The organism is Rhodococcus sp. 1163, assembly GCF_002091985.1.
GTDB lineage: Bacteria > Actinomycetota > Actinomycetes > Mycobacteriales > Mycobacteriaceae > Rhodococcoides.
Genome location: NZ_MKKX01000033.1, coordinates 45,483 through 69,854 on the forward strand (window position 1 = coordinate 45,483; position 24,372 = coordinate 69,854).

At 63.4% G+C, this 24,372-nt stretch carries 25 protein-coding genes; 11 read left to right on the plus strand and 14 right to left on the minus strand.

Annotated elements, in window-relative coordinates:
* Positions 1–20: 20 nt before the first annotated feature.
* Positions 21–1,139: a citrate synthase 2 gene (locus BJD99_RS13990; protein ID WP_084347574.1), complete on the minus strand. Its 1,119-nt coding sequence runs from the start codon at positions 1,137–1,139 to the stop codon at positions 21–23.
* Between the two features lie 124 nt (positions 1,140–1,263).
* Between BJD99_RS13990 and pdxH the strand changes: the two genes are divergently transcribed.
* The 4 genes from pdxH (at position 1,264) to BJD99_RS14010 (ending at position 5,211) form a co-directional block, all read left to right on the plus strand.
* Positions 1,264–1,911 carry a pyridoxamine 5'-phosphate oxidase gene (gene pdxH, locus BJD99_RS13995; protein ID WP_256895719.1) on the plus strand — a complete coding sequence of 216 codons (648 nt, stop codon included), beginning with the start codon at positions 1,264–1,266 and terminating at the stop codon, positions 1,909–1,911.
* 59 nt (positions 1,912–1,970) lie between these two features.
* Positions 1,971–2,906: an aldose 1-epimerase family protein gene (locus BJD99_RS14000; protein ID WP_084347578.1), complete on the plus strand. Its 936-nt coding sequence runs from the start codon at positions 1,971–1,973 to the stop codon at positions 2,904–2,906.
* A complete protein-coding gene (locus tag BJD99_RS14005; RefSeq protein ID WP_084348050.1) occupies positions 2,903–3,841 on the plus strand; it encodes a carbohydrate kinase in 939 nt (312 codons plus the stop codon). The genes BJD99_RS14000 and BJD99_RS14005 overlap by 4 nt, the downstream gene beginning before the upstream one ends.
* A 71-nt stretch (positions 3,842–3,912) precedes the next feature.
* Positions 3,913–5,211: a citrate synthase gene (locus BJD99_RS14010; protein ID WP_084347580.1), complete on the plus strand. Its 1,299-nt coding sequence runs from the start codon at positions 3,913–3,915 to the stop codon at positions 5,209–5,211.
* Between the two features lie 82 nt (positions 5,212–5,293).
* Here BJD99_RS14010 and BJD99_RS14015 read toward each other — a convergent pair whose 3' ends face one another.
* Positions 5,294–6,088: a carbon-nitrogen hydrolase family protein gene (locus BJD99_RS14015; protein WP_084347582.1), complete on the minus strand. Its 795-nt coding sequence runs from the start codon at positions 6,086–6,088 to the stop codon at positions 5,294–5,296.
* Between the two features lie 160 nt (positions 6,089–6,248).
* On the opposite strand from BJD99_RS14015, the gene BJD99_RS14020 reads away from it, so the two are divergent.
* On the plus strand, positions 6,249–6,608 hold the full coding sequence (locus tag BJD99_RS14020; protein WP_084347584.1) for an FKBP-type peptidyl-prolyl cis-trans isomerase: 360 nt from the start codon (positions 6,249–6,251) through the stop codon (positions 6,606–6,608).
* 21 nt (positions 6,609–6,629) lie between these two features.
* Here BJD99_RS14020 and BJD99_RS14025 read toward each other — a convergent pair whose 3' ends face one another.
* From BJD99_RS14025 to BJD99_RS21435, 4 genes are all read right to left on the minus strand, one after another.
* Positions 6,630–7,934, minus strand: a complete 1,305-nt coding sequence (locus BJD99_RS14025; RefSeq protein WP_084347586.1) for a sensor histidine kinase KdpD — start codon at positions 7,932–7,934, stop codon at positions 6,630–6,632.
* On the minus strand, positions 7,931–8,635 hold the full coding sequence (locus tag BJD99_RS14030; RefSeq protein ID WP_084347588.1) for a response regulator transcription factor: 705 nt from the start codon (positions 8,633–8,635) through the stop codon (positions 7,931–7,933). Before BJD99_RS14030 ends, BJD99_RS14025 begins: the two co-directional genes overlap by 4 nt.
* Positions 8,636–8,648: 13 nt before the next feature.
* Positions 8,649–8,855: a hypothetical protein gene (locus BJD99_RS14035; RefSeq protein WP_084347590.1), complete on the minus strand. Its 207-nt coding sequence runs from the start codon at positions 8,853–8,855 to the stop codon at positions 8,649–8,651.
* A gap of 76 nt (positions 8,856–8,931) precedes the next feature.
* A complete protein-coding gene (locus BJD99_RS21435) occupies positions 8,932–10,089 on the minus strand; it encodes a diguanylate cyclase (RefSeq protein ID WP_084347592.1) in 1,158 nt (385 codons plus the stop codon).
* A gap of 105 nt (positions 10,090–10,194) precedes the next feature.
* Here BJD99_RS21435 and BJD99_RS14045 point away from each other — a divergent pair, with 105 nt between their 5' ends.
* Entirely contained in the window at positions 10,195–11,523 is a 1,329-nt protein-coding gene (locus BJD99_RS14045) for a deoxyribodipyrimidine photo-lyase (protein WP_084348051.1), read from the plus strand.
* Between the two features lie 30 nt (positions 11,524–11,553).
* Here BJD99_RS14045 and BJD99_RS14050 read toward each other — a convergent pair whose 3' ends face one another.
* Together BJD99_RS14050 and BJD99_RS14055 are read right to left on the minus strand one after the other, a co-directional pair.
* Positions 11,554–12,456: a DMT family transporter gene (locus BJD99_RS14050; protein WP_084347594.1), complete on the minus strand. Its 903-nt coding sequence runs from the start codon at positions 12,454–12,456 to the stop codon at positions 11,554–11,556.
* Between the two features lie 51 nt (positions 12,457–12,507).
* A complete protein-coding gene (locus BJD99_RS14055; RefSeq protein ID WP_084347596.1) occupies positions 12,508–14,364 on the minus strand; it encodes a propionyl-CoA synthetase in 1,857 nt (618 codons plus the stop codon).
* Between the two features lie 310 nt (positions 14,365–14,674).
* On the opposite strand from BJD99_RS14055, the gene BJD99_RS21310 reads away from it, so the two are divergent.
* A complete protein-coding gene (locus tag BJD99_RS21310; protein WP_256895732.1) occupies positions 14,675–15,055 on the plus strand; it encodes an endonuclease domain-containing protein in 381 nt (126 codons plus the stop codon).
* A 173-nt stretch (positions 15,056–15,228) separates the two neighbouring features.
* Complete coding sequence (locus BJD99_RS14065) at positions 15,229–15,594, plus strand: hypothetical protein (RefSeq protein ID WP_143542170.1); 366 nt, start codon at positions 15,229–15,231, stop codon at positions 15,592–15,594.
* On the opposite strand, the gene BJD99_RS14070 is transcribed toward BJD99_RS14065, so the two are convergent.
* From BJD99_RS14070 to BJD99_RS14095, 6 genes are read right to left on the minus strand one after another with little or no spacing between them, the layout of a single operon-like run.
* Positions 15,571–17,076 carry a carboxyl transferase domain-containing protein gene (locus tag BJD99_RS14070; protein ID WP_084347601.1) on the minus strand — a complete coding sequence of 502 codons (1,506 nt, stop codon included), beginning with the start codon at positions 17,074–17,076 and terminating at the stop codon, positions 15,571–15,573. The genes BJD99_RS14065 and BJD99_RS14070 overlap by 24 nt on opposite strands.
* Positions 17,077–17,086: 10 nt before the next feature.
* Positions 17,087–18,280 (minus strand): ABC transporter permease, encoded by a 1,194-nt coding sequence (locus tag BJD99_RS14075; RefSeq protein ID WP_084347603.1) that lies wholly within the window; start codon positions 18,278–18,280, stop codon positions 17,087–17,089.
* A complete protein-coding gene (locus tag BJD99_RS14080; protein ID WP_084347605.1) occupies positions 18,277–19,170 on the minus strand; it encodes an ABC transporter ATP-binding protein in 894 nt (297 codons plus the stop codon). The genes BJD99_RS14075 and BJD99_RS14080 overlap by 4 nt, the downstream gene beginning before the upstream one ends.
* Positions 19,171–19,182: 12 nt before the next feature.
* On the minus strand, positions 19,183–19,719 hold the full coding sequence (locus BJD99_RS14085; protein WP_084347607.1) for a hypothetical protein: 537 nt from the start codon (positions 19,717–19,719) through the stop codon (positions 19,183–19,185).
* Positions 19,716–19,988 carry a helix-turn-helix transcriptional regulator gene (locus BJD99_RS14090; RefSeq protein WP_084347609.1) on the minus strand — a complete coding sequence of 91 codons (273 nt, stop codon included), beginning with the start codon at positions 19,986–19,988 and terminating at the stop codon, positions 19,716–19,718. Before BJD99_RS14090 ends, BJD99_RS14085 begins: the two co-directional genes overlap by 4 nt.
* 38 nt (positions 19,989–20,026) lie before the next feature.
* The gene (locus tag BJD99_RS14095) at positions 20,027–21,661 is read right to left on the minus strand and encodes an ABC-F family ATP-binding cassette domain-containing protein (RefSeq protein ID WP_084347611.1); all 1,635 of its coding nucleotides are present in this window, start codon (positions 21,659–21,661) and stop codon (positions 20,027–20,029) included.
* Between the two features lie 140 nt (positions 21,662–21,801).
* On the opposite strand from BJD99_RS14095, the gene BJD99_RS14100 reads away from it, so the two are divergent.
* The 3 genes from BJD99_RS14100 to BJD99_RS14110 are packed head-to-tail and all read left to right on the plus strand — an operon-like array spanning position 21,802 to position 24,353.
* On the plus strand, positions 21,802–22,650 hold the full coding sequence (locus BJD99_RS14100; RefSeq protein WP_084347613.1) for an aldo/keto reductase: 849 nt from the start codon (positions 21,802–21,804) through the stop codon (positions 22,648–22,650).
* 20 nt (positions 22,651–22,670) lie between these two features.
* Positions 22,671–23,513 carry a uroporphyrinogen-III synthase gene (locus tag BJD99_RS14105; protein WP_084347615.1) on the plus strand — a complete coding sequence of 281 codons (843 nt, stop codon included), beginning with the start codon at positions 22,671–22,673 and terminating at the stop codon, positions 23,511–23,513.
* A gap of 48 nt (positions 23,514–23,561) precedes the next feature.
* Positions 23,562–24,353, plus strand: coding sequence for a 2-keto-4-pentenoate hydratase (locus BJD99_RS14110; RefSeq protein WP_084347617.1), 792 nt, complete (start codon positions 23,562–23,564; stop codon positions 24,351–24,353).
* Positions 24,354–24,372 lie beyond the last annotated feature (19 nt).

Consider the following 24,372-nt stretch of genomic DNA (forward strand, 5'->3'; position numbering starts at 1 on the left):
CAGGGTAGTCGGACCCGTACTCAGGCGATCTGGCCCCACCCGTCGACGGATTCGGGGGTGCGGGGCGCAGGCCCGGTGTAGATGGCCGCCGGGCGTACGAGCTTTCCGAGTCGCTTCTGTTCCATGATGTGCGCGCACCAGCCGGCGGTGCGGCCACAGGTGAACATCGCAGGCATCATGTGCGGGGGAACCTCGGCAAAATCGAGGATCACCGCGGCCCAGAACTCGACGTTGGTTTCGATTGCGCGGTCGGGGCGACGCTCACGCAGTTCGGTGAGCGCGGCCTGCTCGAGCGCAGCAGCGGCCTCGTAGCGGGGTGCACCGAGTCGCTTTGCGGTTGCACGCAGCACCCGGGCGCGGGGATCCTCGGCGCGGTAGACACGGTGCCCGAAGCCCATGAGCTTTTCTTTGCGGTCGAGGATTCCCTTGACGAGTCCGCGGGGGTCGTCGGTCTTTTCGACCTCTTCGATCATCGGCAGCACTCGGGCCGGTGCGCCACCGTGCAACGGGCCGGACATGGCGCCGATCGCTCCGGACAGCGCCGCGGCGACGTCGGCTCCGGTGGAGGCGATGACTCTCGCGGTGAATGTCGAAGCATTCATACCGTGCTCGGCCGCGGAGACCCAGTAGGCGTCGATGGCCTCGGTGTGTGCCGGGTCCGGGTCACCCTTCCATCGAGTCATGAAGCGGGCGGTGACGGTTTCGCACTGATCGATCCGCTTCTGCGGCACAGCAGGCTGGTGGATTCCGCGAGCGGACTGTGCGACGTAGGACAGTGCCATCACGGACGCGCGGGCGAGCTGGTCGCGGGCGGTGGCGTCGTCGATGTCCAGTAGCGGCTCGTAGCCCCAGATCGGTGCGAGCATCGCAAGACCTGCCTGGACGTCGACGCGGACGTCACCGGTGTGGACCGGGAGCGGAAACGGCTCGGCGGGCGGCAACCCGGAGCCGAATTTTCCGTCGACGAGCAGCGCCCACACGTTGCCGAACGTCACACGCTTGGATACGAGGTCTTCGATGTCGACGCCGCGATAACGCAGTGCGCCGCCGTCTTTGTCCGGTTCGGCGATGTCGGTGGTGAAGGCGACGACGCCCTCGAGGCCACTGACGAAATCTTCGGGGACCTGTTGAACAGCCATTGCCTGGACTCTCCTCGTAACGGTAATGCCCGGCTCCAGCCGTAGTGCCCGGTCCGGGCCGCGTCCGGGCGATCTCTTCAGGGAGAACTTTAGCCGGTCGTACTCGGGAGTAGCGTCTGGGTTCGTGCCGAACCAAAAATCACACCTTGCCGATTTGCGTGTCGACTACGGCACGGACACCGACCTCGACGTCGGCCGACTGCGCAGCGGTTGGCTGCCGGTGGCACAGGAGTGGTTGGCCGAGGCCATCGAGGCCGACATCCCCGAACCGAACGCACTGGTCCTCGCCACCGTCGATGCCGCGGGACATCCGTCCACGCGCACGGTCCTGTGTAAGGGCCTCGACGTGGACGGCGTCGTTTTCTACACCAATTACGACTCCGACAAGGGCCGCCAACTCGCCCACACGCCTTATGCGTCCGTGACGTTCCCGTGGATCGGTATCGGGCGTCAGCTGACCATTCGCGGCGCGGTCGAGCGGGTGTCCGCCGAGGACACGGCCGAGTACTTCGCCTCACGGCCGCGGGGATCGCAGCTGGGCGCGTGGGCATCGCAACAATCGCGCCCGGTGAGTTCGAGGGCAGTGCTCGAGCAGGCGCTCGAAGATGCGGACCGAAAGTTCGACGGCCAGGTGGTGCCCGTCCCTCCGCACTGGGGTGGGTTTCGGGTCCTGCCCGACACCGTCGAGTTCTGGCAGGGGCGAACAAACCGTCTACACAACCGAATTCGGTTCACGGTCGCGACGTCGGGAGTCGAGCGACTGCAGCCGTGACCTGCCTTCATTCGCTATAGAGTCACCGGAGAAGACTCCCAGCGTGGACAATGACACCCATGCCTGACGAACGAAGCGCCAGCGAGACCTATCGATTGGTCAGTGGGAAGTACCGAGCCGAGATCGTCTCCACGGGCGCAGGCCTGCGCATGCTCGAGTTCGACGGCTCGCCGCTGACCGAGACGTATGCAGCGGGAACCAAGGCGCCACTGTCTGCCGGGCTGGTGCTCGCGCCCTGGCCCAACCGAGTCGCCGACGGCAGATTCACCTTCGGTGGCATCGAGCATCAGCTCGAGATCACCGAACCTACCCGTAACAACGCCAGTCACGGGTTCGTGCGACGCGTCGAGTGGTCCGTCGTCGATCGGTCGGACGCCCGCGTCGTGCAGACGGTGGACATCGGTGAGCAGAAGGGATGGCCGTATCCGTTGACGCTGACCGTGGCGCACGAACTGACACCCGACGGATTGGTCGTGACGGCCACCGCAGAGAACGTCGGAAGTACCGCTGCCCCGTTCGGGATGGGTTTTCATACTTTCGTGCGCGTCGGGGATGTTCCGCTGGACGACTGCACCCTCGAGTTCTCGGCGGGCACCAGATTGCAGCTCGATCCCGAGCGCATGCTGCCCAACGGACCTTCCGTCGAGACTGCGGGGACGGATTACGACTTCCGAACGCCGAAGTCGTTGAAGGGTGTCTGGCTCGATACTCCCTTCAGCGCCGAGCTTCCCGACGTCGACGGCCGTGCGCAGCACATTCTTCGGGCACCGGACGGGACCGCGACGGTGCTGTGGACCGACCGTGAATTCGACTGGGTGCAGGTCTTCACGGCCGATCCTGCGCACGATCAGGCCTATCCGGATCGGGGTCGGGCGTTGGCGATCGAGCCGATGACATGCCCGCCCGACGCGTTGAACTCCGAGATCGATCTACTGGTTCTGCAACCGGGACAGTCGTGGTCCGGGACGTGGGGAATGGAGTACCGGTCGGCATGACGATTCTTGTCTGTGGCGAAGCTCTCGTGGACCTCGTGCCCGTGCACGAAGGCCCGTTGTTGTCTCCGAAGCTCGGCGGGGGACCGTTCAATGTCGCGGTCACGCTCGGGCGGCTCGGTTCCTCGGTCGCGTTTCTGTCACGGGTATCGACCGATCCTTTCGGTGAGCAGATCCTCGGCAGCCTGCGCGACGCCGGTGTCGACACGTCCTGGGTGCAACGAGGCGCGGAACCGACGACGTTGGCAATGACGACGCTCGCCGACGACGGGAGCGCGCAGTACTCGTTCTACGCCGACGGCACGGCCGACCGTCTCGTGGCGGATCCTGGTCAACTCCCCGACGAGATCACCGCGCTGTCTTTTGGCACGTTGTCGCTGCTGTACGAACCGGGGGCTTCGGTGTACGCCGCATTGCTTCACCGCGCGCACGCTGCCGGGAAGTTGACGATGCTCGACCCGAACATCAGGCCGGCGGCCATCGACAGTCCGAGCGGGGACATCACCGCCGACGGTTTCCGGAAGAGATTCAAGACGTGGTTGCCCGCGGTCGACATACTGAAGGTCTCGGAGGACGATTCCCACTGGCTGGGATCGGGCCCGGAGGGTACTTCGGTCGACGACTGGCTCGCGAGCGGCGTGACCGCAGTGGTGATGACTCGCGGCGGCGACGGCGTATCGGTGTTCACCGCGAGTGGCGAAATAAGCGTCCCCGGGGTACCGGTGGATGTCGTCGACACCATCGGCGCAGGTGACACCATCCACGGCGCACTACTCCACTTCTTGGAAGAGGAGAACATTCTCACATCTGGCGCACTGAGTGAGATGATCAAGGAAGAGTGGCAGCGAGCACTGAGATTCGCCGCACGGGCCGCAGCCATCACGGTTTCGCGTCCAGGTGCGGACCCTCCGTGGGCGTCCGAGGCGCCGAGAGACTAGTTTCTCTATCGACTGAAGATTGTGTCCGATCTAAGTACATGTCCGTTACCAGAGTTCGAGAGGGACCATTCGTGCCCGCTGAGAATGAAGCAAAAGCCACCCTCACCTATCCCGGTGGCGAACACGTCATGTCCATTGCCAAGGCAAGTGATGGCAATGACGGTATCGAACTGGGAAAGTTGCTGGCTGACACCGGTTACACGACGCTCGACGGTGGTTTCGTCAACACTGCGTCGACGAAGTCGGCCATCACCTACATCGATGGTGACAAGGGAATCCTGCGTTATCGCGGGTACCCGATCGAACAGCTTGCCGGTAAGTCTTCGTTCATCGAGGTCAGCTACCTGCTGATCTACGGCGAGCTGCCCACGGATGATCAGCTCGAGACCTTCACCGACAAGATCCGGCGACACACGCTGCTGCACGAGGACCTCAAGCGGTTCTTCGACGGTTTCCCGCGCAACGCGCACCCCATGCCGGTGTTGTCGAGTGCCGTCAACGCACTGTCGGCGTACTACCAGGATTCGCTGGATCCCGACGACCCCGAGCAGGTGGAGTTGTCGACCATCCGCTTGCTGGCCAAGCTGCCGACCATCGCGGCGTACGCCTACAAGAAGTCCGTCGGCCAGCCGTTCCTGTACCCGGACAACTCGAAGAGCCTCGTGGAGAACTTCCTGCGTATGACGTTCGGCTTCCCAGCCGAGCCGTACGAGGTCGATCCCGAAATCGTCAAGGCACTCGACATGCTTCTCATCCTGCACGCCGATCACGAGCAGAACTGTTCGACGTCGACGGTTCGTCTCGTCGGTTCCTCGGATGCAAACCTGTTCACGTCCATCTCCGGTGGCATCAACGCACTGTGGGGCCCGCTGCACGGCGGCGCCAACCAGGCAGTCCTCGAGATGCTCGACAAGATCAAGGCCGAGGGCGGTGACGCAACCGACTTCGTCAATCGCGTCAAGAACAAGGAAGACGGCGTGAAGCTCATGGGCTTCGGGCATCGCGTCTACAAGAGCTTCGATCCGCGCGCGACGCTGGTCAAGGAAACTGCGCACACGATCCTCTCGAAGCTGGGCAACGGTGACGAACTCCTCGACATCGCGCTCAAGTTGGAAGAGACCGCGTTGACCGACGATTACTTCGTCGAGCGCAAGCTCTACCCGAACGTGGACTTCTACACCGGACTGATCTACCGCGCGATGGGCTTCCCGCCGCGCATGTTCACGGTGTTGTTCGCCATGGGCCGGCTCCCCGGCTGGATTGCGCACTGGCGCGAGATGCACGAGGACCCGACCACCAAGATCGGGCGTCCGCGTCAGATCTACACCGGTTACACCGAGCGGGACTACAAGGATCTCGGTGCCCGCTAGTTCGTGAAGCCTTCGCGAAAGCCGCCGCCTCCGAAAGGAGTCGGCGGCTTTCGTCGTATCCGTCGAGGGTAAGAGCCGAGGGCTAGAACTGCCGACGATTCGCCAGCACCGGCAGCTTCGCGCGGATCGGTGCTACGAGCGCGGCATCGATATCGACGGTGAGTAGGCCAGGCGTGGCGTCGAGTTCACCGAGAATTTCCCCGGTCGGGGAGCTGACGACGCTGTGGCCGACGCCCAGTGGGGCCGTGCCCCCGGCGTTGTCGGGTTCGGCTTGATCACAGGCCGCGACGAAGGCCGTGGAGTCGAGCGCCCGTGCTCGTGCCAGCAGTGACCACTGTTCGACCTTGCCGGGACCGGAGCCCCAGGATGCAGGCACGACGATCAGTTCCGCACCCAGATCCCCGAGCCGCTGGAACAATGATGGGAACCGCAGATCGTAACAAGTGGCAAACCCGACGGTGACGTCGTCGATCGTGAGAACGAGTGGATCCGACCCAGGTGCGACGGTGTCGGATTCGGCGAAACCGAAGGCGTCGAACAGGTGGATCTTGTCGTAGTGCGCCTCGGTGGTGGGGCCGGTGATCAGCAGGGTGTTGCCGACTCTGCCGTTGTCGGCCGGGGTGAACATCCCTGCCACGACGGTGATACCGATCCGCTGCGCGATCTCGCGGACCGCGTCGGCCCACGGACCGTCGAGGGGTTCGGCGACGCCTCGAATCGGACCCGAGAAGCATCGCATCATCGCCTCGGGGAACACGACGAGTGATGATCCGGCAGCGGCTGCGGCACGGGTGTGTGTCTCGATGATCTTCAGGTTGTCGGCCGGTTCGGTACCGCTGGTGACTTGCGCGAGGCTGATCCGGATCGTTCTGCTCATCTTCGATCTCCTGATTGACGTTTCTCGAGTGCTGTCAGCAATGGTATGCAATCGCGTTGTTGGCTCAGCGTTATCCGACGCCGATTCGCTGACCTGCGAAAATGGACCAATTCTCATACCTGCTCCGATCCGCTGACCTGCACAACGTAAAGTCGAGCGAATGACGAAACCAGTGATCGAGTTTCAGGCTGGACCTCCCCCCACCGATCTGGTCGTGGTGGACCTGGTCGAAGGTGACGGTGCCGAGGCTGTTGCAGGCGGCGATGTGGAAGTTCACTACATCGGCGTCGAGTTCGACTCCGGTGAAGAGTTCGACTCCTCGTGGAGTCGTGGGGAGTCGATCCAGTTCCCGCTGCGCGGCCTGATCCAGGGCTGGCAGGACGGAATCCCCGGCATGAAGGTCGGCGGCCGACGTCAGCTGACCATCCCACCCGAGCTCGCATACGGTCCCGCAGGCGCAGGTCACCGCCTCTCCGGCAAGACCCTCGTGTTCGTGATCGACCTGCTCGACGTCAAATAGGCCTTTCGGGTCCGTCGACGTTCACGCCAGGGTCTGGTCTTCGAGCTCGAGAACCAACCTGGCGCCGCCCAGAGGGCTGTCGGTGAAGTAAGCGCGGCCACCGTGCAGCTCGGCCTGCTGCTCGACGAGCGCCAGGCCGAGTCCGGAACCACCCTTGGCTGCGGAGGCGCCGCGGTAGAAGCGTTCGAAGACCGCACTCCGCTCCTCTTCCGGCAGGCCCGTTCCGTTGTCGTCGACGATGACGGTGACGCGGGTGCCGTCCCGTTCGATCGTGACGGTCACCGCGTCGGCGCCGCCGTGGCGAACTGCGTTGGTCAGTGCATTGCCCATCGCCAGCCGAAGTCCGGTGGGTAGAGCGCGCATCGACACCGACGGTTCGGACTCGATGTGCACCGCCAATCCCGGATGCTGCCGCATGGCGTCTTGGGCGGCGATATCGCAGATCTCCACCACATCGGTTTGGACGCGGTCGCTGTCGCTGGACAACTCGCCAGAGGCCAGTCGTTCGAGCGCAGCGAGTGTAGTTTCCACTCGCCCCTGGGTGCGCTCGAGGTCGTTCAGAATCTCCTGTCGCTGAGCAGGTCCGAGATCGAGCGTGCTGAGTACCTCGATATCGGTGCGCATTGCTGTCAGCGGAGTGCGTAACTCGTGAGCGGAGACTGCGGCGAAGTCTCGGGCAGTGGACAGTGCGGCGTTGGTGCGGTCCTGGGCGTCGTTGACGCGTTGGAGCATTCCGCCGATGGCGACGGCGAGTTCGTCGGCTTCGCGTACCCCGGTCTTCGTGTCCGGTGGCATCGGCGGCTGGGCGCTGACCTGGCGGGTCAGCTCGACCAGCGGTCGGACTGCGCGTCCGCCGAACAGCCAGCCGAGTCCGGTCGAGACGGCGATCGCGCCGAGGCCCACGAAGATGACCTGCTTCTGCTGCTCGTCGGTGACCTGCTGTGCTTCGATGGCCGGCACTCCGATAGCTATCGAAATATCAGCCAGGGACACAGTTTTGGTGGTGTAGACCCGAAATCGCTGACCGTTCACATCGACGGTGGCCGAGCCTTCTCCTAGATCGGGAAGCTGAATGGGTGTCGAGGCACGGACGGTATCGCCGGTTCGGATCGTCACCGCGAATGCCGCGGACAGTTGATCGAGGAATGTCTCGAGCACAGCAGCATTGGGAACGAGCGCCTGCGATGCCGTCGTCAACCGCTCGTCGAGCTGATTGACGTTGTTGCGTGAGATCGCAACAGAGGTCACCACCGCGAGAGCTGCGACGACGAGAGTGGCGCCCAGCGCTGTTGCCGCGGCGACGCGCGCTCGCAACGAGAACCTCATGACGGCACCCGAAGAACGAACCCGACGCCGCGGACCGTGTGCAGCACCCTGGGCGCGCCCCCGACTTCAAGCTTGCGACGCAGGTATCCGACGAAGACGTCGACCACATTGGTGTCGGCTACGAAGTCGTAGCCCCATACGAGTTCGAGCAACCGCTCGCGCGTGAGCACGACGCCCTTGTTGCGAGCAAGGATGGCCAGCAACTCGAATTCCCTTTTGGTGAGGTCGAGTTCGCGGCCGTTGCTGTGCGCGCGGTAGCCGGGCAGATCGACGGACAGTGCACCGATCGAGATCTCCGACGTCGATGCCGGGGCGGGTGGGGGCGCACTGGCTCGTCTCCGCAACATGGCATTGATCCGGGCGACGAGTTCGGCAAGAACGAAAGGTTTGGTCAGATAGTCATCGGCGCCGGATTCGAGGCCGGAGATTCGATCGTCGACCGACGCGCGCGCGCTCAGCACGCAGATCGGCACATCGTTACCCATCGCACGCAAGGCCTTCACGACACTCGCGCCGTCGAGAATCGGCATGTTGATGTCCAGGACGACGACGTCCGGCGACCGGTTCGAGACCACGGTCAGAGCCGCTGCGCCGTCGGCGGCGGTGATCACCGTGAATCCGGAGAGCTGAAGTCCTCGTTGGAGCGAGGACAGGACGTCGTCGTCGTCGTCGACTACTAGCACTGTCGCAGATTCGGGCACTGCACCATTGTGCCTAGGCTGCCCAGCTGTCGACGGTCAACTGGCGTTCTTCGGGCGTTTTCGCGAAGAACTCCTCGAGCGCGCTTCGGCGCCTGAGGTCGGTGTCGAGCGACCATGCCACCGCGGGCGCCTGCGCATACAGGGCCTGGTAGTACTTCTCGAAGGTGCAAGTGCTGTTGACCAAGGACTGTGCGCCGGGGAATTTCGGTGTAGTTCTCATGTAAGAGTTCCTCTCCTGGGGTGTTTCCCAAGGTAGGAGTCATTCTTACGGCCACTGTGAATGTCGAATGGGAGTTCTATGAGAATCGTTCGCCGAGGTCTGTGACGTCGACTACATCGCCTACGTGGGTTCGGTCGCCTCCCGCCTTCTTGGCTGTGTACATCGCCTCGTCCGCCGCGCACATGAGCCGATTCAACAACTGTGTCGGGTCGGTTACGAGTCTGCTCGGCACCGGCGCCGACAGTGATATCCCGACGCTCGCGGTCACCGCTGGTTGCGAGCTGGTCCGCACGACCATCCGAAGAAGCTCGGCCCGGCGAGACAACTCCACCGATCGGCCCGCGACTCGACGTTCCATCACCACGAACTCCTCGCCGCCTACGCGGGCAACCGAGGCGTTTGGAACAGCGTCGCTCAGAGCCCTCGACACAGCCACCAACACGGCGTCGCCGGTTTGGTGGCCGTGCGTGTCGTTCACTGATTTGAACCCGTCCAAGTCGAGAAGATAGACGACGAAGATCGTGCAGCCCTCCGATCCCGGCCGTCGGATCTCGCGGTGAAGACCGCGTCGATTGAGCGTGCCGGTCAACGAATCGCATTCGGAGGCCTCGGCGTCGACGGTCAGGATGCCCATCAACAACAGAGTCATGATCGGCACCGTGCTGATCACGGCCAGGACGGTGGTGGCGATCGCGATCACTTGGATGAGCGCAGTGCCGTCGGTGATCTCTCGGACCGCGATGATCGTCACGACTGCAACGGCCGAGGTCATGGCAAGTGCGAAGACGCGGGAACCGTGAAAGAACACGACATAACCGAGGATGGCTGCGTACGAAGAGCAGGCCATCAACCCGAGAAGTGGACCAGGCATCGTGAGCGCTGCCGCACCCAGAAAGATGCAGCTGGTAGTGACGAAGCACAGAGACAGCCGAATATCGAGCCAGGGCTGGGCCCGCCAGAGCAGCACTGCCCATCCGGTGTCGACGGCGATGACGACGATTGCCATCGCCAATAGATGCGGTTCGCTGGACGCACTTTCCCCCAACCGGAACAGTAGGGGTTGCATGCCGAGGACCAGCAACGTGAGAACCACCGCGACCCGAGTGCTTCGCATGAGGCCGCGGTCGACGAGGTAGTCGGTGAACATGTCGTATCGGTGAGCCGTTTTCCAGATCCGAACCGATTCTGCGCGTGCCCGTGCGATCGGGGTGGCAGGGGTGCGTCTCACTGGCATGAAGATCGAAAGTCCATTCTCACCCAACGAACCAGGCGGTCGGTTACTCGAAGATACTTCCACTATCCAGGATTGTGCGGAGTGGGGATGGGTAAGACTGAACTCATGACACTCGTGTGGTTCCGCCGTGATCTTCGACTGGGCGACCTGCCGACCATCACGGCCGCGGCGGAGTCGGGCGATCCGGTTCTCGGGCTCTTCGTCTTGGACGATCGGTTGTTGAAAGCCTCCGGCGGGCCTCGTCGCGACTTTCTGTTCCGCAGCCTGGCAGCTCTCGACGAACAGATGGGCGGCCGACTGCTCGTCGTCCACGGCGAACCCGAGACCGTGGTACCGAAAGTCGCCCGGGCGATCGACGCCGAGAGCGTCCATGTCAGTGCCGACTACGGTCCCTACGGACGTGAGCGGGACGAACGCGTCGGGAAGCAGGTGTCCTTGGTGGCGACGGGATCGCCGTATGCAGTGGCACCGGGGCGGGTTCTCAAGAGCGACGGCGAGCCGTACAAGGTCTTCACTCCCTATTTTCGACAATGGCTGGACCATGGCTGGCGCGGACCTGCCGATACCTCGGCATCGTCGCTCGACTGGATCGACCCCGCCGACGTGTCGGGCCTGCCACGAGTGCAGATCCCCACCGAAGAGGACGGCTCGGACTTCGCTGCCGGCGAGAAGGCCGCGTCGACCCAGTGGAGTGAGTTCCTCGAGCGAGTGACGGGATACGACGACGATCGCAACCGTCCAGATCTCGATGCAACGAGCCGAATGTCGGTCTACCTCAAGTACGGCAACATCCACCCGCGGACCATGTTGAAAGATCTGGGCGCACTACGCAGTGAGGGCTCGGCCGCCTATCGACGGCAGATCGCCTGGCGAGATTTTTACGCGGACATACTGTTTCAGCGACCTGACAGTGCGCGTGAGAATTATGTGAAGAAGTTCGACAAGATCGAACTCGACTCCGGAAAGCATGCGGACGAGGTGTTCGCGGCGTGGTGCGAGGGACGTACCGGATTTCCGATCGTCGACGCCGGTATGCGGCAGTTGAATTCCGAGAAGTGGATGCACAATCGCGTACGGATGATCGTCGCGTCGTTCCTCGTCAAGGACCTCCATCTTCCGTGGTGGCGAGGCGCACGCTACTTCATGAACACACTGGTCGACGGCGATCTTGCCAGCAATCAGCACGGGTGGCAGTGGACCGCGGGATCGGGCACCGATGCCTCGCCGTACTTTCGGGTGTTCAACCCGATCACTCAAGGCGAGAAGTTCGATCCGACCGGAGACTACGTGCGGCGTTGGGTACCCGAACTGCGCGGGGAGGAGGGGAAAGCCGTGCACACCTTGAAGTTCGGACGCCCAGCGGCTTACCCGGAACCGATCGTCGATCACAAGCATGAACGTGAGGTGGCCATCGCGCGGTTCAAGGTGCTCTAGCGTCGGAGGTGCGCTGGAGTTCGGGGGGCTCTAACGTCGACGCGAGACACCGACCCCGACGAGGCAGATCGCTCCACCCACCACTGCGAGATAGTGCGGAATCTCGCCGAGCAGAAGCCACGCCAACGTGATGGTGATCGGTGGTACCGCGTACGTGGTGACTCCGAGACGGCCGGCATCCATGCGTGTCAGCGCATACGCCCAGGTGCTGAAGGCCAATGCAGTCGGTACCAACCCGAGATAGAGCAGGCCACCGACAGCGGCTCCCGACGCATCGGTGAGGTCGCCGATCAGAGCAGGCGCGAAGGGGAGTGTGCACAGAGTTCCGATCGCGCATGCCATCCACGTCACCTGGAGGCCAGGCACGGAACGTAGTACCGGCTTCTGGCTCAATACACCGATCGCATACGTCACTGCGGACACCAGACACAATGCGATGCCGAAGAATCCGGCGTCGGTCTTCGTCGTATCACTCGTGGTGAGAGCCGTCGTGACCCCGACCATGACGGCACCGGCGAACGCAATGGCCGCACCGATGACGAGCCATCGGGGAAAGCCCTCGCCGAGGAGCAGGCCCGCGAACAGTGCGACCAGAATCGGGCCGATCTGAATGAGCATCGACGTGGTCCCGGCATCGACGCGCTGCTCGGCCGCGTTGAGTGCGACGTTGTAGATCGCGAACCAGAACACCCCGACGCTGAGGATCTGCAGCCACTGAGTTCGGTTCGGCCGGACCCACTTGCCCTGCAGCAGCAGAATCGACCCCAACACCGTGCTCCCGATCAGCAACCGCCCCAGCGCGAGTGGCCCGGCGCCGAACGAGGTCCCGACGCCGCGGATCGCCACGAACGCCGACGCCCATGCCACCACCGTGGTGATCACGGCAGCGACGGCGAGCCAGTCTGCTTTCGGTGAGGTACCGAGCTTGCTCATGACGAGGACGCTACTGTGCCCGAGCCGATCTCGACGCGCGGCTTTTCGCCATCAGTGTCGGAGGAGCTTCTCCAGCGCATCGAGTACCGCCGGATCCTCGATGGTCGAAGGAATGCCGTACTCGTCCCCGGCGACGATCTGACGCATCGTCTTACGCAGTATCTTTCCCGACCGTGTCTTCGGGAGCGCGCCGACGATGGTGACGTCGCGGAAGGTCGCGAGCGCCCCGATCTGCTCCCGCACCATGGCCACCAGTTCGGCGCGGAGTTGATCCTCGGTGATCTGCTCGCCTGCCTTGAGGACTACGTAACCGCTCGGGCGTTGGCCTTTGAGGTCATCGTGAATACCGATGACCGCGCACTCGGCGACAGCCGGATGGCCTGCGAGCACCGCCTCCATCGATCCTGTCGACAACCGATGTCCGGCCACGTTGATGACGTCGTCACTGCGGCCGAGCACGTATACGTACCCGTCGGAATCGATGTACCCGGAGTCGCCGGTGAGGTAGTACCCCGGAAACGTTTCGAGATACGAACGGCGGAAACGTGATTCGTCGTTCCACAACCCGACCAGGGTGCCCGGTGGCAACGGCAGTTCGATGACGATATTGCCTTCCTCGCCCGCCGAGACGGGGTTGCCGACGGCGTCGAGAATACCGACACGAAAGCCGGGCACCGGCACTGTCGGCGAACCCGACTTGATCGGAAGTGGTTCCAAGCCGAGCAGATTGGCGCAAATCGGCCACCCGGTCTCGGTCTGCCACCAATGGTCCACGACCGGAATGTTCAGGATGCGGCAGGCCCATTCGTAGGTGTCCGGGTCGAGCCGCTCACCCGCAACGAACAACATCTTCAGCGAAGAGACGTCGTACTTGCTCAGCTCCGCTGCCTGCGGGTCCACCTTGCGAATCGCGCGCAGCGCAGTGGGCGCAGTGAAGAGCGCCCGAACACCATGGTCGGCTACGACGCGCCAGAAAGCCCCGGCATCCGGCGTCCCGACGGGTTTGCCCTCGTACAGAACTGTCGTCGCGCCGGCGAAGAGTGGACCGTAGACGATGTAGGAGTGTCCGACGACCCAGCCCACATCGGAGGCCGTCCACATGACCTGGCCTGCCCCGACGTCGTAGATGTTGCTCATCGACCACGTCAAGGCGACGGCGTGCCCACCGTTGTCGCGGACGACGCCCTTCGGTTTCCCGGTGGTGCCGGAGGTGTAGAGGATGTAGAGCGGATCGGTCGCCTGCACCGGGATCGGATCGGCGGCGGTGGCGCCGGCGATCTCGGTGTCCCAGTCGAGCCAGCTGTGTTCGGTCGGAATCCCGTCGCGAGCTTTGACGATGACCTTTGGCGTTGCGGCCGTGGACATTTCGAGTGCCTTGGCGATGAGGGGGAGGTATTCGATGACGCGGGCCGGTTCGAAGCCGCCGCTCGCCGTCACCAGCAGTGTGGGCTCCGCGTCGTCGATGCGTGCGGCAAGCTCTTTGGCGGCGAACCCGCCGAAGACAACCGAGTGCACGGCGCCGATTCGTGCGCAGGCCAGCATCGCGACCACGGCCTCGGGGATCATCGGCATGTAGATCACGACACGATCGCCGACCCGTACGCCGTGCGCGAGTAGGACGCCCGCGAACCGTGACACTTCGCCCAGTAGCTCGGCGTAACTGTAGGTGCGCTGCACGCCGATCATCGCGGAGTCGTAGATCAGCGCGGCCCGGTCGCCGTGACCTGCGTGGACGTGGCGGTCGAGCGCGTTGTAGCAGGTGTTGAGGGTGCCGTCGGCGAACCATCGCTCACCGTCGAACGCCGTCGTCGGGGCGCTGTCCCAGTCGACTCCCTGCGCGGCGTCGAGCCAGAATTCCTCGCGTCGGTCGATGCTGTTGTCGAATGCTGTCCGGTATTCGCCGCTCATGTGGCAACCCTAGTTGGGCGTCGGTTGCATGTGGGTACTTCTCCGGTGGCCGCCGGAAATTGCACAGTATCGGCGCGGATCGCCGGAATCCCGTCGAATCGGGCCGATAGTGTGCACTGAGGCACCCAATAATTCCACTGAGGCACCCGAATCTGTGGATGGACAGCAGTTATCCACAGTTTCGAGTTCGCCTCTACTGCGAAGCGGTCCTGTCGGCAACGGTGTACGCCATGGGGGTTCGTACGACTCTGCGATCGGCACGCACATCCCCTGGCGCAGGGTCGCCGAATTCTGCGAGACCGCAGGTGGGATGAACGGTACGACTGCGCTGCGAGAACAGCTTCGACGGTGCTGCCCGGGTACTCGTTCGGAACCTGAGCGGAGCGTGGCCAGGGCATTGACCGCGCGCAATTTTCGCATGGAAATCAATGCGAGAGTCGGCCGGTTCTACGGTGACCTTGTCGACTTCCGCGCTCGCGTCATCGTGGAGATCGATGGGCGCACGTTTCACATCGATCCGGCGACATTCACCAGCGATCGTCGACGCCAGAACATTTTGGTACTGGACGGGTGGCTGGTGCTGCGATATTCGGGGGCGACGGTGATGTCGGATCTCGACGGTGTGGTCGAGGAGATCATGACGGTCGTGCGGAGGAGACGAAAGTCGATCAACTCTCCGCCGCCGACCTGAATGCACACTATCGGCGCGGATCGCCCGAATCCCGTCGAAATGGGTCGATAGTGTGCACACAGCAGCGCCAATTCGCCCCCGACCGTCAGGGCGGCGTCGTAGTCGGTGCCGCCGACGTTAGATTTCCGTCAAGTACCTTGAGCGGGCCGCCGGGTGAGGAAAGACTGAAGGACGTGACCCTCTACGAGCTTCTTCCTTCGCTTTCCGGTGCATCACGTCCCCGATTCGACCCGACCATGTGGCCGGTGGCGACGCGTTACCACCTTGGTCGCTTGACGTTCGACGGGATGGCTGCCGAGGATGTCGCCGATTGCTTGGGCACGCCTGCGGTGTTCGACGGTGTTCTGGTGACGCGGGTGCGCTCGGTCATCGCAGGCATCGTCCGGATCGACGGCACGATCGATGACGTGGTCGACGCCGAGATTGCCGGTAGGCATTCGGTGGCAGGGCGTGAGTTCTTCGCCATCGGCGACACCAAGATCGAACTACCGTCCGACGTCCGAGCAGGTGACGTTCTAGCGCTGGTCCTCAAGGCCTAAGGTTCGATAGCGGCTCAGCCGAGTGGTCAGCCGCGCGTCCGGATCCTGGTGACTCAGGCCTTGCAGTTCGCGCGCGATGGCCCCGGCGACGCGTAGCGAGAAGTCGACTGGTTCTGCGGCTGCGTCGGGACTCTCGGGGACGATGGCGTCGACGATTCCCGCACGGAGGAGATCGACGGATCGGATGCCCTGGGACTCGGCCATGTCGGCGGCATGACTGGTGTCGCGATGCACGATGGCACTTGCACCTTCCGGCGGCAGTGGCGCGAGCCAGGCGTTCTCCGCGCACAGTGTGCGGTCCGCGGGTAGCAATGCCAGGGCGCCGCCGCCGGTGCCTTGCCCCAGAAGTACCGACACCGTGGGCGTGTCGAGGGTGACGAGATCGGATATGCAGCGGGCGATCTCGGGCGCGAGGCCACCTTCCTCCGCCTCTTTCGACAGCGCTGCACCGAACGTGTCGATCACCAGAACCAGCGGAATCGAGAGTTCTTCGGCGAGCCGCATGCCGCGTCGGGCTTCGCGGAGCGCACCCGGGCCCATCGTGGCGGTGACGCTGTGGCTGCTGCGATCGTTGCCGAAGACTACACACGCGATTCCTCGAAAGCGGCAGAGCGACAACAGAATCGTGGCATCGGATTCGCCTTGGCCGGTTCCGCTCAGTGGGACCTGTTCGGTGGCTGCATGTTCCAGCAATTCGCGAACTCCGGGGCGGTCGGGTCGGCGGGAGGAGATCACCGATTGCCACGCCGTGCGCTCTTCGATATCCGCGACCAGGGGCGCAGGTTCGAGTGTGAGCGCCGGTGCGGCATCACCTCCGACGACGCGCAGGATCCGCACGAGCAGGTGGCGCAGACTCGCCACCGGCACCACGCCGTCGATGACGCCGTGTCGATACAGGTTCTCGGCCGTCTGGACGCCCTCGGGAAACGGCTTGTCGTAGAGCGCCTGGTAGACACGTGGTCCGAGAAATCCGATGAGCGCTTCGGGTTCGGCGACCGTCACGTGCGCCAACGAACCCCACGATGCGAATACTCCACCCGTCGTCGGGTTTCGCAGATAGACCAGATACGGCAATCCCGCCTGCTTGTGCATCGTGACGGCGGCTGCGATCTTGACCATCTGCACGAAGGCGAGGGTGCCCTCCTGCATCCGGGTTCCGCCGGACGTCGGCGACGCGATCAGCGGCAGCTTTTCGGCGGTGGCACGTTCGATTGCAACGACGATTCGTTCGGCAGCTGCCACACCGATAGACCCTGCCAAGAAGCCGAACTCGCACGCGATGACCGCTACCCGACGGCCGTCGACCGTGCCGGAGCCGGTCAGCACCGATTCGTCGACGCCGGTCTTCTCTCTGGCTGCCTCGAGGTCGGCTGCGTAGGCGGGGCCGGGGGAGACGTCGAGGGGGGTGGTGTCCCAGGAGACGAACGATCCGCCGTCGAGAACTGCATCGAGTATCTCGGCGGCGGATGTTCGTGGGCTCATGGTGGGAAGCTTAGCGAGCGAACGCTTCCTTCCACGTGACGGTCTTGCCGATGCGCAGGATGGACCGCTGGTAGATCTTTGCAGCGACGACGGCGAGGGCCGCGGTGGTCGCGAGCATGATCAGGGCGGTTCCGACAATCTGGTAGACCGGCGCGACTCCGGCGGCGATGCGTAGCGGCATCATGACCGCGGAGAACGGTGGGATCCAACTGAGCACACTGCTCAGGGTGCTCTCCGGGTCGCCGACGGAGTAGAAGGCGGAGAAGAACATTGCCATGATCAGCAGCAGTAGAGGCATCGTCGTGGAGTTGACGTCTTCCTGCCGCGAGACCATCGACCCGCCCGCGGCGTAGAGCACCGCGAAGAAGGCGAAGCCGAGGATGAACCAGCCGAGGGTACCGGCGAACACGCTGATCGCGGCGCCGGTGACGGTCAGAACTCCGGTGGCGAGGCCGGTGCCGACGCCCGCGACTCCGTACATGGCGAGTTGAAGGATTCCGACGGCACCGATGCCGATTATCTTGCCCCACAGCAGTTGTAGTGGACGCACGGTCGACAGGAGCAGTTCGACGACACGCGAGGACTTCTCCTCGACGACGCCCATCGCGACGTACATGCCGAAGCCGATGATCTGCGCGTAGAGGATGAACACTGCGGACAGTGCCAGTGCAGTGCGTTGTCCCGCTTCGGGATCTGGCGGATCGATGGCGTCGACGGTGACGGTCGCCGCGGTGGTGGCAGCAGCCAACGCGGCGCGATCGGCACCCTGTGCGTCGAGAGCGGTGTCGGTCGCGTGCGTCTGGACGCTGCTTTCGATGATGGCCCGCAGTGTTCCGGTCAGTTCGGAATCGGTGATCGCGGTGTAGGCCCCTGCATTCTCGGGCACGAGTGCCACGGCAACCTCGCCCGATTCGACGTCACTGCGCGCGGCAGCGGCGTCGGAGAGTTCGCGGATCTCGACTGGATTGCCGACGGCATCCCCGGTGGCCTGCAGTACCGACGCTATCGACTGATCGCCGACGACGCCGATGACGTCCCGGTCGTCGTCACCGCCGGAGAAGATGGAGAAGGCGATGATGCCGCCGACGATGGCGGCGAGGATGATGATGTTGCTGATGACGAAGCTCTTCTTCATCACCTGTACCGCGAATTCGCGCTTGGCGATCAAACGTATCGCCCGGGTGGAGGTCAGTTTTTCGCTCATGCCACTACCGCCTCTCGAAACAGATCACTCAGCGATGGTTTGTGGACGGAGAATTCGTGTACGGGGCCGGTGGCCAGTGCGGCATGCAGGACGTCCTGATCGGAGGCGCCCTGCTTCAGGCTGAGCACGAAGTGTCCGTCGCGCTGACTCAGGGTGGTGACTCCGGCAATGCTGTCGGCCCATCCTGGAGTGGCTGCAGGTGCATGCACCTGCAGCTGTGCGTCGCCGGATCCGCGGAGTTCGTCGACGGTTCCGACTGCCCGCATCGAGCCGGCGGCGATGATGCCGACCCGATCGCACAGTCGCTGTACCAGGTCGAGCTGATGGCTCGAGAAGATGACGGGCACTCCTGCAGCGGCTTTCTCGCGTAACACCTCGCTCATGACGTCGACGGCTACTGGATCCAGTCCGGAGAACGGTTCGTCGAGAACGAGAACAGCGGGGTCGTGCACGAGGGCCGCAGCGAGCTGCACACGTTGTTGATTGCCAAGACTCAGTGCGTCGACGGTATCGCCGAGCCGCGAGGATATTCCGAGTCTCTCGGTCCAGCGCTGTACCGCATCCTTGGCAGCGGAAGACGAGAGGCCATGCAGCTCAGCGAGATACGCCAGCTGAGGGCCGACCTTCATCTTGGGATAGAGTCCACGTTCCTCGGGCATGTAGCCGATGGTGCGGCGTACTTCGAGGTCCACGGGCTTTCCGCCGAGCAGGACCTGTCCGGAGTCGGCGGACAGTACGCCGAGCGCGATGCGCATGGTGGTGGTTTTGCCTGCGCCGTTACTGCCCACGAAGCCGAACAGTTCGCCGGGGCGGACGTCGAAGCTCAGTGCGTCGAGGGCGATGGTGTCGCCGTAGCGTTTGGAGATGGAGTCGATCGTGAGGGTACTCATGGTCCCTTTCGGTCAGAGGTCTTCTGGATCGGGGTCGGGGGTTATCCACGCGAGAATCAAAGCGGGAGAGCAGATTCCGGCCAGCAATGCGGTCAGTGTCCAGAGGGCTCCCGCGTAGGCAAGGCGATCGTTCTCGATCCAGGTCGAGAGGAAGATCAGCGCGATGACCGACACCATCACCAGGCCCTGGGTCACCGTCAGCCCGATAGAGCGAGCTTCGTTGCGCTGCTGGACTTCCCACTCGTCGAGTGCGCCCGCCGGGGCGTCGCTGTGTCGTCCGGACACCGTTTGCAGCATTGTCCACAGCACGAGGAACGCCGCGGTGGCCGGCAACCAGGCGAGGGGAGCCCACTGCGAGAAAAGGGAAAGAATGGAAATCGCCAGGAGCGTGAAGAGAACGGCTACGACGGCAACCCCTAGGATGCGTCGACGCCGCTGGGTGCGCCACGTCGGGAGCCAGTGTCGTGTCTTGGCGTCGTTCTCGAGAAAGCGTCGGGTTCGAAATGCCTGGTAGCGGGTCAAAATATCCGCGGCGTCGGGTGTGGTCATGGGCTCTTCTCCCTTCGATACAACTCTGCGGAGAGCGGTCCGAACTCTTCTCGCGAGAACACTGCTTCCACTGGTAGGTGGAAGACATCGCAGATTCGCAATGCGAGATCGAGACTCGGGTAGTGGTCACCACGTTCGAGGGCGCCCACCGTCTGGGGGTTCACTTCGACGAGTTCGGCAAGTTGCGCGCGGCTCATCTTTCGTTCTGCCCGCAGAACTCCCACCCGGTTGTAGATCGGGAGCGTGTTGCCACGCTTTATGGGGCTCATGTATCAAAGTGTTGTATAAACCCAACGATTCGTCAACCCTACATTTCTGACAACTTCCCGTCGGACATCACCCAGCGTCGCGTACTGCGCACCGTTGAGAGCATCCGTCGATCATGCGTGACCAGCAGCAATGTTCCTTCGAAGTTCTCCATCGCCCGCTCGAGCTGCTCGATCGCCGGGAGGTCCAGATGGTTCGTCGGCTCGTCGAGTACCAGGAGATTGACTCCTCGCGCCTGCAACAGGGCGAGCGCGGCGCGAGTCCGCTCACCCGGAGACAAGGATCCTGCGGGCCTCAATGCGTCGTCTCCACGGAGACCGAATTTCGCCAACAGAGTGCGGACTTCGGCGTCGGGCCAATCGGGAACCGCGGCGCTGAGCGAGTCGGACACCGTCGCAACACCGGTGAAAAGCTCACGCGCCTGGTCGATTTCGCCGATCGCGACACCCGAACCCAATGATGCAGTGCCCTCGTCCGGCACCAACTTGCCCAGCAACACCGACAGCAACGTCGTCTTGCCCGACCCGTTCTCACCGGTGATGAGAATGCGATCACCCCACTCGATCTGCGTCGTCACCGGACCGAAAGTGAACGCCGGGCGAGTAACCACGGCGCCGCTCAGCACCGAAACGACGGTGCCGCTACGCGGAGCGCTCGCGATCTCCATCCGCAGTTCCCACTCCTTACGCGGTTCCTCGACGACTTCGAGCCGCTCGATTCTGCGCTGGGTCTGCCGAGCCTTCGCCGCCTGCTTCTCGGTCGATTCGGCACGAGTCTTCCGCGCGATCTTGTCGTTGTCGGGGGCTTTACGACGGGCGTTGCGAACCCCGGACTCCATCCAGTTGCGTTGCATCTGGGCGCGCGATTCCAACGAGGACTTGGTGTCGGCGAACTCGTCGTACTTCTCACGCGCATGCTGCCGAGCGATCTCACGCTCGGCCAGATACGACTGATAGCTGCCGTCGTAGACGTCGATTCGGTGCTGCGCTCGATCGAGCTCGACGATGCCGGTGACAGTGCGCTCGAGGAATTCACGATCGTGACTGACGACGACGATCGCCGCACGAGTGTCGACGACGAATCGCTCCAACTGTTCCAACCCGGCGAGGTCGAGATCGTTGGTCGGCTCGTCGAGCAGCAGGATGTCGTAACGCGCCAGCAGGATCGCAGCCAACCCGGCTCGGGCAGCCTGCCCACCGGAGAGTGAGGTCATCAAGACCTCTCCGCCGGTGTCGAGACCCAGCTCTGCCAGGACCTTCTCGGCGCGCTCGGCCAGATCGGCACCACCGAGTGCGAGCCACCGCTCCAGCGCCGGGGTGTACAGATCCTCGCCATCGCCGGATCCGAGTGCTTCCGCCGCAGCATTCATCGACTCCTCGGCCAGAGTGACACCCGTCCGGCGCCCGAGGAATTCGACAACCTTCTCACCTGGAACACGCTCGGGTTCCTGAGCGAGATAGCCGACAGTGGCATCGGGCGGAGAGGTGTAGATATCACCCTCGAAATCTGCTGTCCCGACGCCTGCCAACAGCGTCAACAAGGTGGACTTACCGGCCCCGTTGGCACCGACAAGTCCGATGACGTCCCCTTCCGTGACGGTGAGGAAAAGGCCGGAGAAAAGCGTTCGGTCGCCGTGGAAAGCCGCAAGATCGTCCACGCGCAAGGTTGCAGTCACACTGCAAGTATCTCTGGGTCGTTCCGCAGGCTCCACTCCCGTCATCTCTGGGTCGTTCCGCAGGCTCCACTCCCGGCATCTCAGATCCTCAGGAACAGATCCTCGGGAACAGACTCGTCCGGTCACCCGTTGGCATTCGTATGACCTTTTCTTCCGAAACCAGTACCGTCCCGACAATCGTGCTCAACGACGGGCATGCGATTCCGCAGCTCGGATTCGGTGTGTGGCAGGTTCCGGACGACGGTGCCCAAGCTGCAGTAGCCGAGGCGCTGAAGGTGGGCTACCGCAGCATCGACACCGCGAAGGTGTACGAGAACGAAACCGGCACCGGGAAGGCTGTCGCCGAGTCCGGCATCGCCCGCGACGAGCTGTTCATCACCACCAAGCTGTGGAACGACGACCAGGGATACGACTCGACGCTGAAGGCGTTCGACGCCAGTATGGCCAGGCTCGGGCTCGATTACCTGGACCTGTACCTCATCCATTGGCAGCAGCTCGATCGCAACAAGTACATCGAGACGTTCAAGGCATTCCAGGCGCTGAAGGCAGACGGCCGTATCGGCTCCATCGGCGTCTCCAACTTCACCATCCCGACGCTCGAGAGGTTGATCGAGGAGGTCGGGGAGACCCCGTCGGTGAATCAGGTCGAGGTTCATCCGCACTTCGTGCAGACCGAACTGCGCGCGTTCCATACCGAGAAGGGCATCGCTACCGAGGCGTGGAGCCCGCTGGGTTCCGGAACCGTCCTGGACGACCCGGCGCTCGCCCCGATCGCCGAAGCGCACGGGGTAACCCCAGCTCAGGTTGTACTTCGTTGGCACATCCAGCACGGCAACGTGGTGATCCCCAAGTCGGTGACTCCGAAGCGGATCGCGAGCAACTTCGACGTGTTCGGCTTCGAGCTGACCAACGACGAGGTTGCACAGATCAATGCACTCGACACGGTCGACGGGCGTACCGGCCCTGATCCGGACAAGTTCAGCAGCTAGTTCGCCACTAGGGTGGCCCCATGGCCTTCCCGCTTGCAGGCAAGACGATTGCCCTCACGGCCGAGCGCCGGGCAGAAGAGTTCGCGGTGATGCTGGAGCGTCGCGGTGCGGCCACGGTGCACGTACCCGCGATTCACGTGCTGCCGTTGCTCGACGACTCCGAGCTGCGTGAGGTGACCGAGGGCATCGTCGCGTCGCCACCGGAAATGGTGGTGATCAGTACGGCCGTCGGTTTTCGTGGATGGCTCGACGCGGCCAAGGAGTGGAACACCGAAGACGAGCTTCTCGAAGCTCTCAGGGCCTCGCGCATCGTTGCGCGAGGCCCTAAGGCGCGAGGTGCGATTCGCGGCGTCGGGCTTCGTGAGGAATGGTCGCCGACCACCGAGGCGTCTCAGGAGGTGGCCGACCACCTCGAAGCCGAAGGTATTGCCGGTGTCGATGTCGCAGTCCAACTGCACGGCACCATCACCGAATGGGAACCGACGATTCATCTGAGTGAATCGCTCACCGGCCTCGGCGCTAGAGTGCGCCCCATACCCGTCTACCGCTGGATCCGACCGGTGGATCAGCGCCCACTGGTGAACTTGTTGGGCAAGATTCTCGATCACGAAGTCGACGTCGTCACCTTCACCAGTGCCCCGGCCGTCGCGTCGCTGCTGTCGACGGCGAAGGACAACGGAATGCTCGAGCAGGTCCTTGCGGCGCTGAAGGGCCCGGTTGCCGCGATCTGTGTCGGCCCGGTCACCTCCGCGCCCCTGGATGTACTCGGTGTCCCGACGCGGATGCCGGACCGCGCGCGGCTGGGAAGTCTCGCCAAGTTCGTCATCGAGGAGCTGAGTGACCAGGCGCCCCGTCCCGCCTGATGAGACAGATGCTGGGACATGTGGAGTTGTGCGCATAACGTCACAGGCATGACTACGATCGAACCTCATACGATCAGCGAAGCTGCTGACCGCCTTGCGACTGCGACTGCGACTTCCACTCCGTGTTCACCCGTCCGGGACCTCATCGGCAGTGAGGACGTGGACGCCGCTTACCTGGTCCAGACGCGCAATATCGAGGCGCTTGTCGCTTCCGGACGCACCGTCGTAGGGCGAAAGATCGGTTTGACTTCTCCCGCTGTGCAGAAGCAGATGAGTGTCGATCAGCCTGATTTCGGTGTTCTTCTCGACGACATGGATTGCACGCAGGACGACGCGGTCGACTTCAGCCGGCTACTGCAGCCACGGATCGAAGCCGAGATCGCCTTCACTGTTTCCCGTGACATCGAAGTGCCCATCGATGCCGATACCGCTCCGGATTACGTGAGCAAGGTCTTCGCGGCATTCGAAATCGTCGACAGCCGAGTGGTCGACTGGGACATCAGCTTGGCCGATACCGTGGCGGACAACGCTTCTTCCGGTCTGTACGTTCTCGGAGATTCCCTCGACCGCGGCGATGCCCCGAATCTCGAAGAGGTCGAGATGACGCTGTACGCCGATGGAGAGCAGGTCTCGACGGGTAAGGGATCCGATTGCCTCGGCAGCCCCTGGGCCGCATTTGCGTGGTTGGCGAACACCAGCTTGTCCTACGGTTCACCGTTGCGTGCAGGAGAAGTCGTTCTATCCGGTGCACTCGGCCCGATGGTCTCGGTGACCGCAGGCTCGACCTACTCTGCATCGATTACCGGAATCGGTGACGTCACAGCGGTATTCACTGCGTGACGTCACCGATTCGGGTGTG

What these genes read in the sequence shown, in the direction of transcription:
- BJD99_RS13990 (WP_084347574.1), bottom strand. Translation starts at nt 1,139, where the DNA reads ATGGCTGTTCAACAGGTCCCCGAAGATTTCGTCAGTGGCCTCGAGGGC.
- BJD99_RS14000 (WP_084347578.1), top strand. Translation starts at nt 1,971, where the DNA reads ATGCCTGACGAACGAAGCGCCAGCGAGACCTATCGATTGGTCAGTGGG.
- BJD99_RS14005 (WP_084348050.1), top strand. Translation starts at nt 2,903, where the DNA reads ATGACGATTCTTGTCTGTGGCGAAGCTCTCGTGGACCTCGTGCCCGTG.
- BJD99_RS14015 (WP_084347582.1), bottom strand. Translation starts at nt 6,088, where the DNA reads ATGAGCAGAACGATCCGGATCAGCCTCGCGCAAGTCACCAGCGGTACC.
- BJD99_RS14020 (WP_084347584.1), top strand. Translation starts at nt 6,249, where the DNA reads ATGACGAAACCAGTGATCGAGTTTCAGGCTGGACCTCCCCCCACCGAT.
- BJD99_RS14025 (WP_084347586.1), bottom strand. Translation starts at nt 7,934, where the DNA reads ATGAGGTTCTCGTTGCGAGCGCGCGTCGCCGCGGCAACAGCGCTGGGC.
- BJD99_RS14035 (WP_084347590.1), bottom strand. Translation starts at nt 8,855, where the DNA reads ATGAGAACTACACCGAAATTCCCCGGCGCACAGTCCTTGGTCAACAGC.
- BJD99_RS21435 (WP_084347592.1), bottom strand. Translation starts at nt 10,089, where the DNA reads ATGCCAGTGAGACGCACCCCTGCCACCCCGATCGCACGGGCACGCGCA.
- BJD99_RS14045 (WP_084348051.1), top strand. Translation starts at nt 10,195, where the DNA reads ATGACACTCGTGTGGTTCCGCCGTGATCTTCGACTGGGCGACCTGCCG.
- BJD99_RS14050 (WP_084347594.1), bottom strand. Translation starts at nt 12,456, where the DNA reads ATGAGCAAGCTCGGTACCTCACCGAAAGCAGACTGGCTCGCCGTCGCT.
- BJD99_RS14055 (WP_084347596.1), bottom strand. Translation starts at nt 14,364, where the DNA reads ATGAGCGGCGAATACCGGACAGCATTCGACAACAGCATCGACCGACGC.
- BJD99_RS21310 (WP_256895732.1), top strand. Translation starts at nt 14,675, where the DNA reads ATGAACGGTACGACTGCGCTGCGAGAACAGCTTCGACGGTGCTGCCCG.
- BJD99_RS14070 (WP_084347601.1), bottom strand. Translation starts at nt 17,076, where the DNA reads ATGAGCCCACGAACATCCGCCGCCGAGATACTCGATGCAGTTCTCGAC.
- BJD99_RS14075 (WP_084347603.1), bottom strand. Translation starts at nt 18,280, where the DNA reads ATGAGCGAAAAACTGACCTCCACCCGGGCGATACGTTTGATCGCCAAG.
- BJD99_RS14080 (WP_084347605.1), bottom strand. Translation starts at nt 19,170, where the DNA reads ATGAGTACCCTCACGATCGACTCCATCTCCAAACGCTACGGCGACACC.
- BJD99_RS14085 (WP_084347607.1), bottom strand. Translation starts at nt 19,719, where the DNA reads ATGACCACACCCGACGCCGCGGATATTTTGACCCGCTACCAGGCATTT.
- BJD99_RS14090 (WP_084347609.1), bottom strand. Translation starts at nt 19,988, where the DNA reads ATGAGCCCCATAAAGCGTGGCAACACGCTCCCGATCTACAACCGGGTG.
- BJD99_RS14100 (WP_084347613.1), top strand. Translation starts at nt 21,802, where the DNA reads ATGACCTTTTCTTCCGAAACCAGTACCGTCCCGACAATCGTGCTCAAC.
- BJD99_RS14105 (WP_084347615.1), top strand. Translation starts at nt 22,671, where the DNA reads ATGGCCTTCCCGCTTGCAGGCAAGACGATTGCCCTCACGGCCGAGCGC.
- BJD99_RS14110 (WP_084347617.1), top strand. Translation starts at nt 23,562, where the DNA reads ATGACTACGATCGAACCTCATACGATCAGCGAAGCTGCTGACCGCCTT.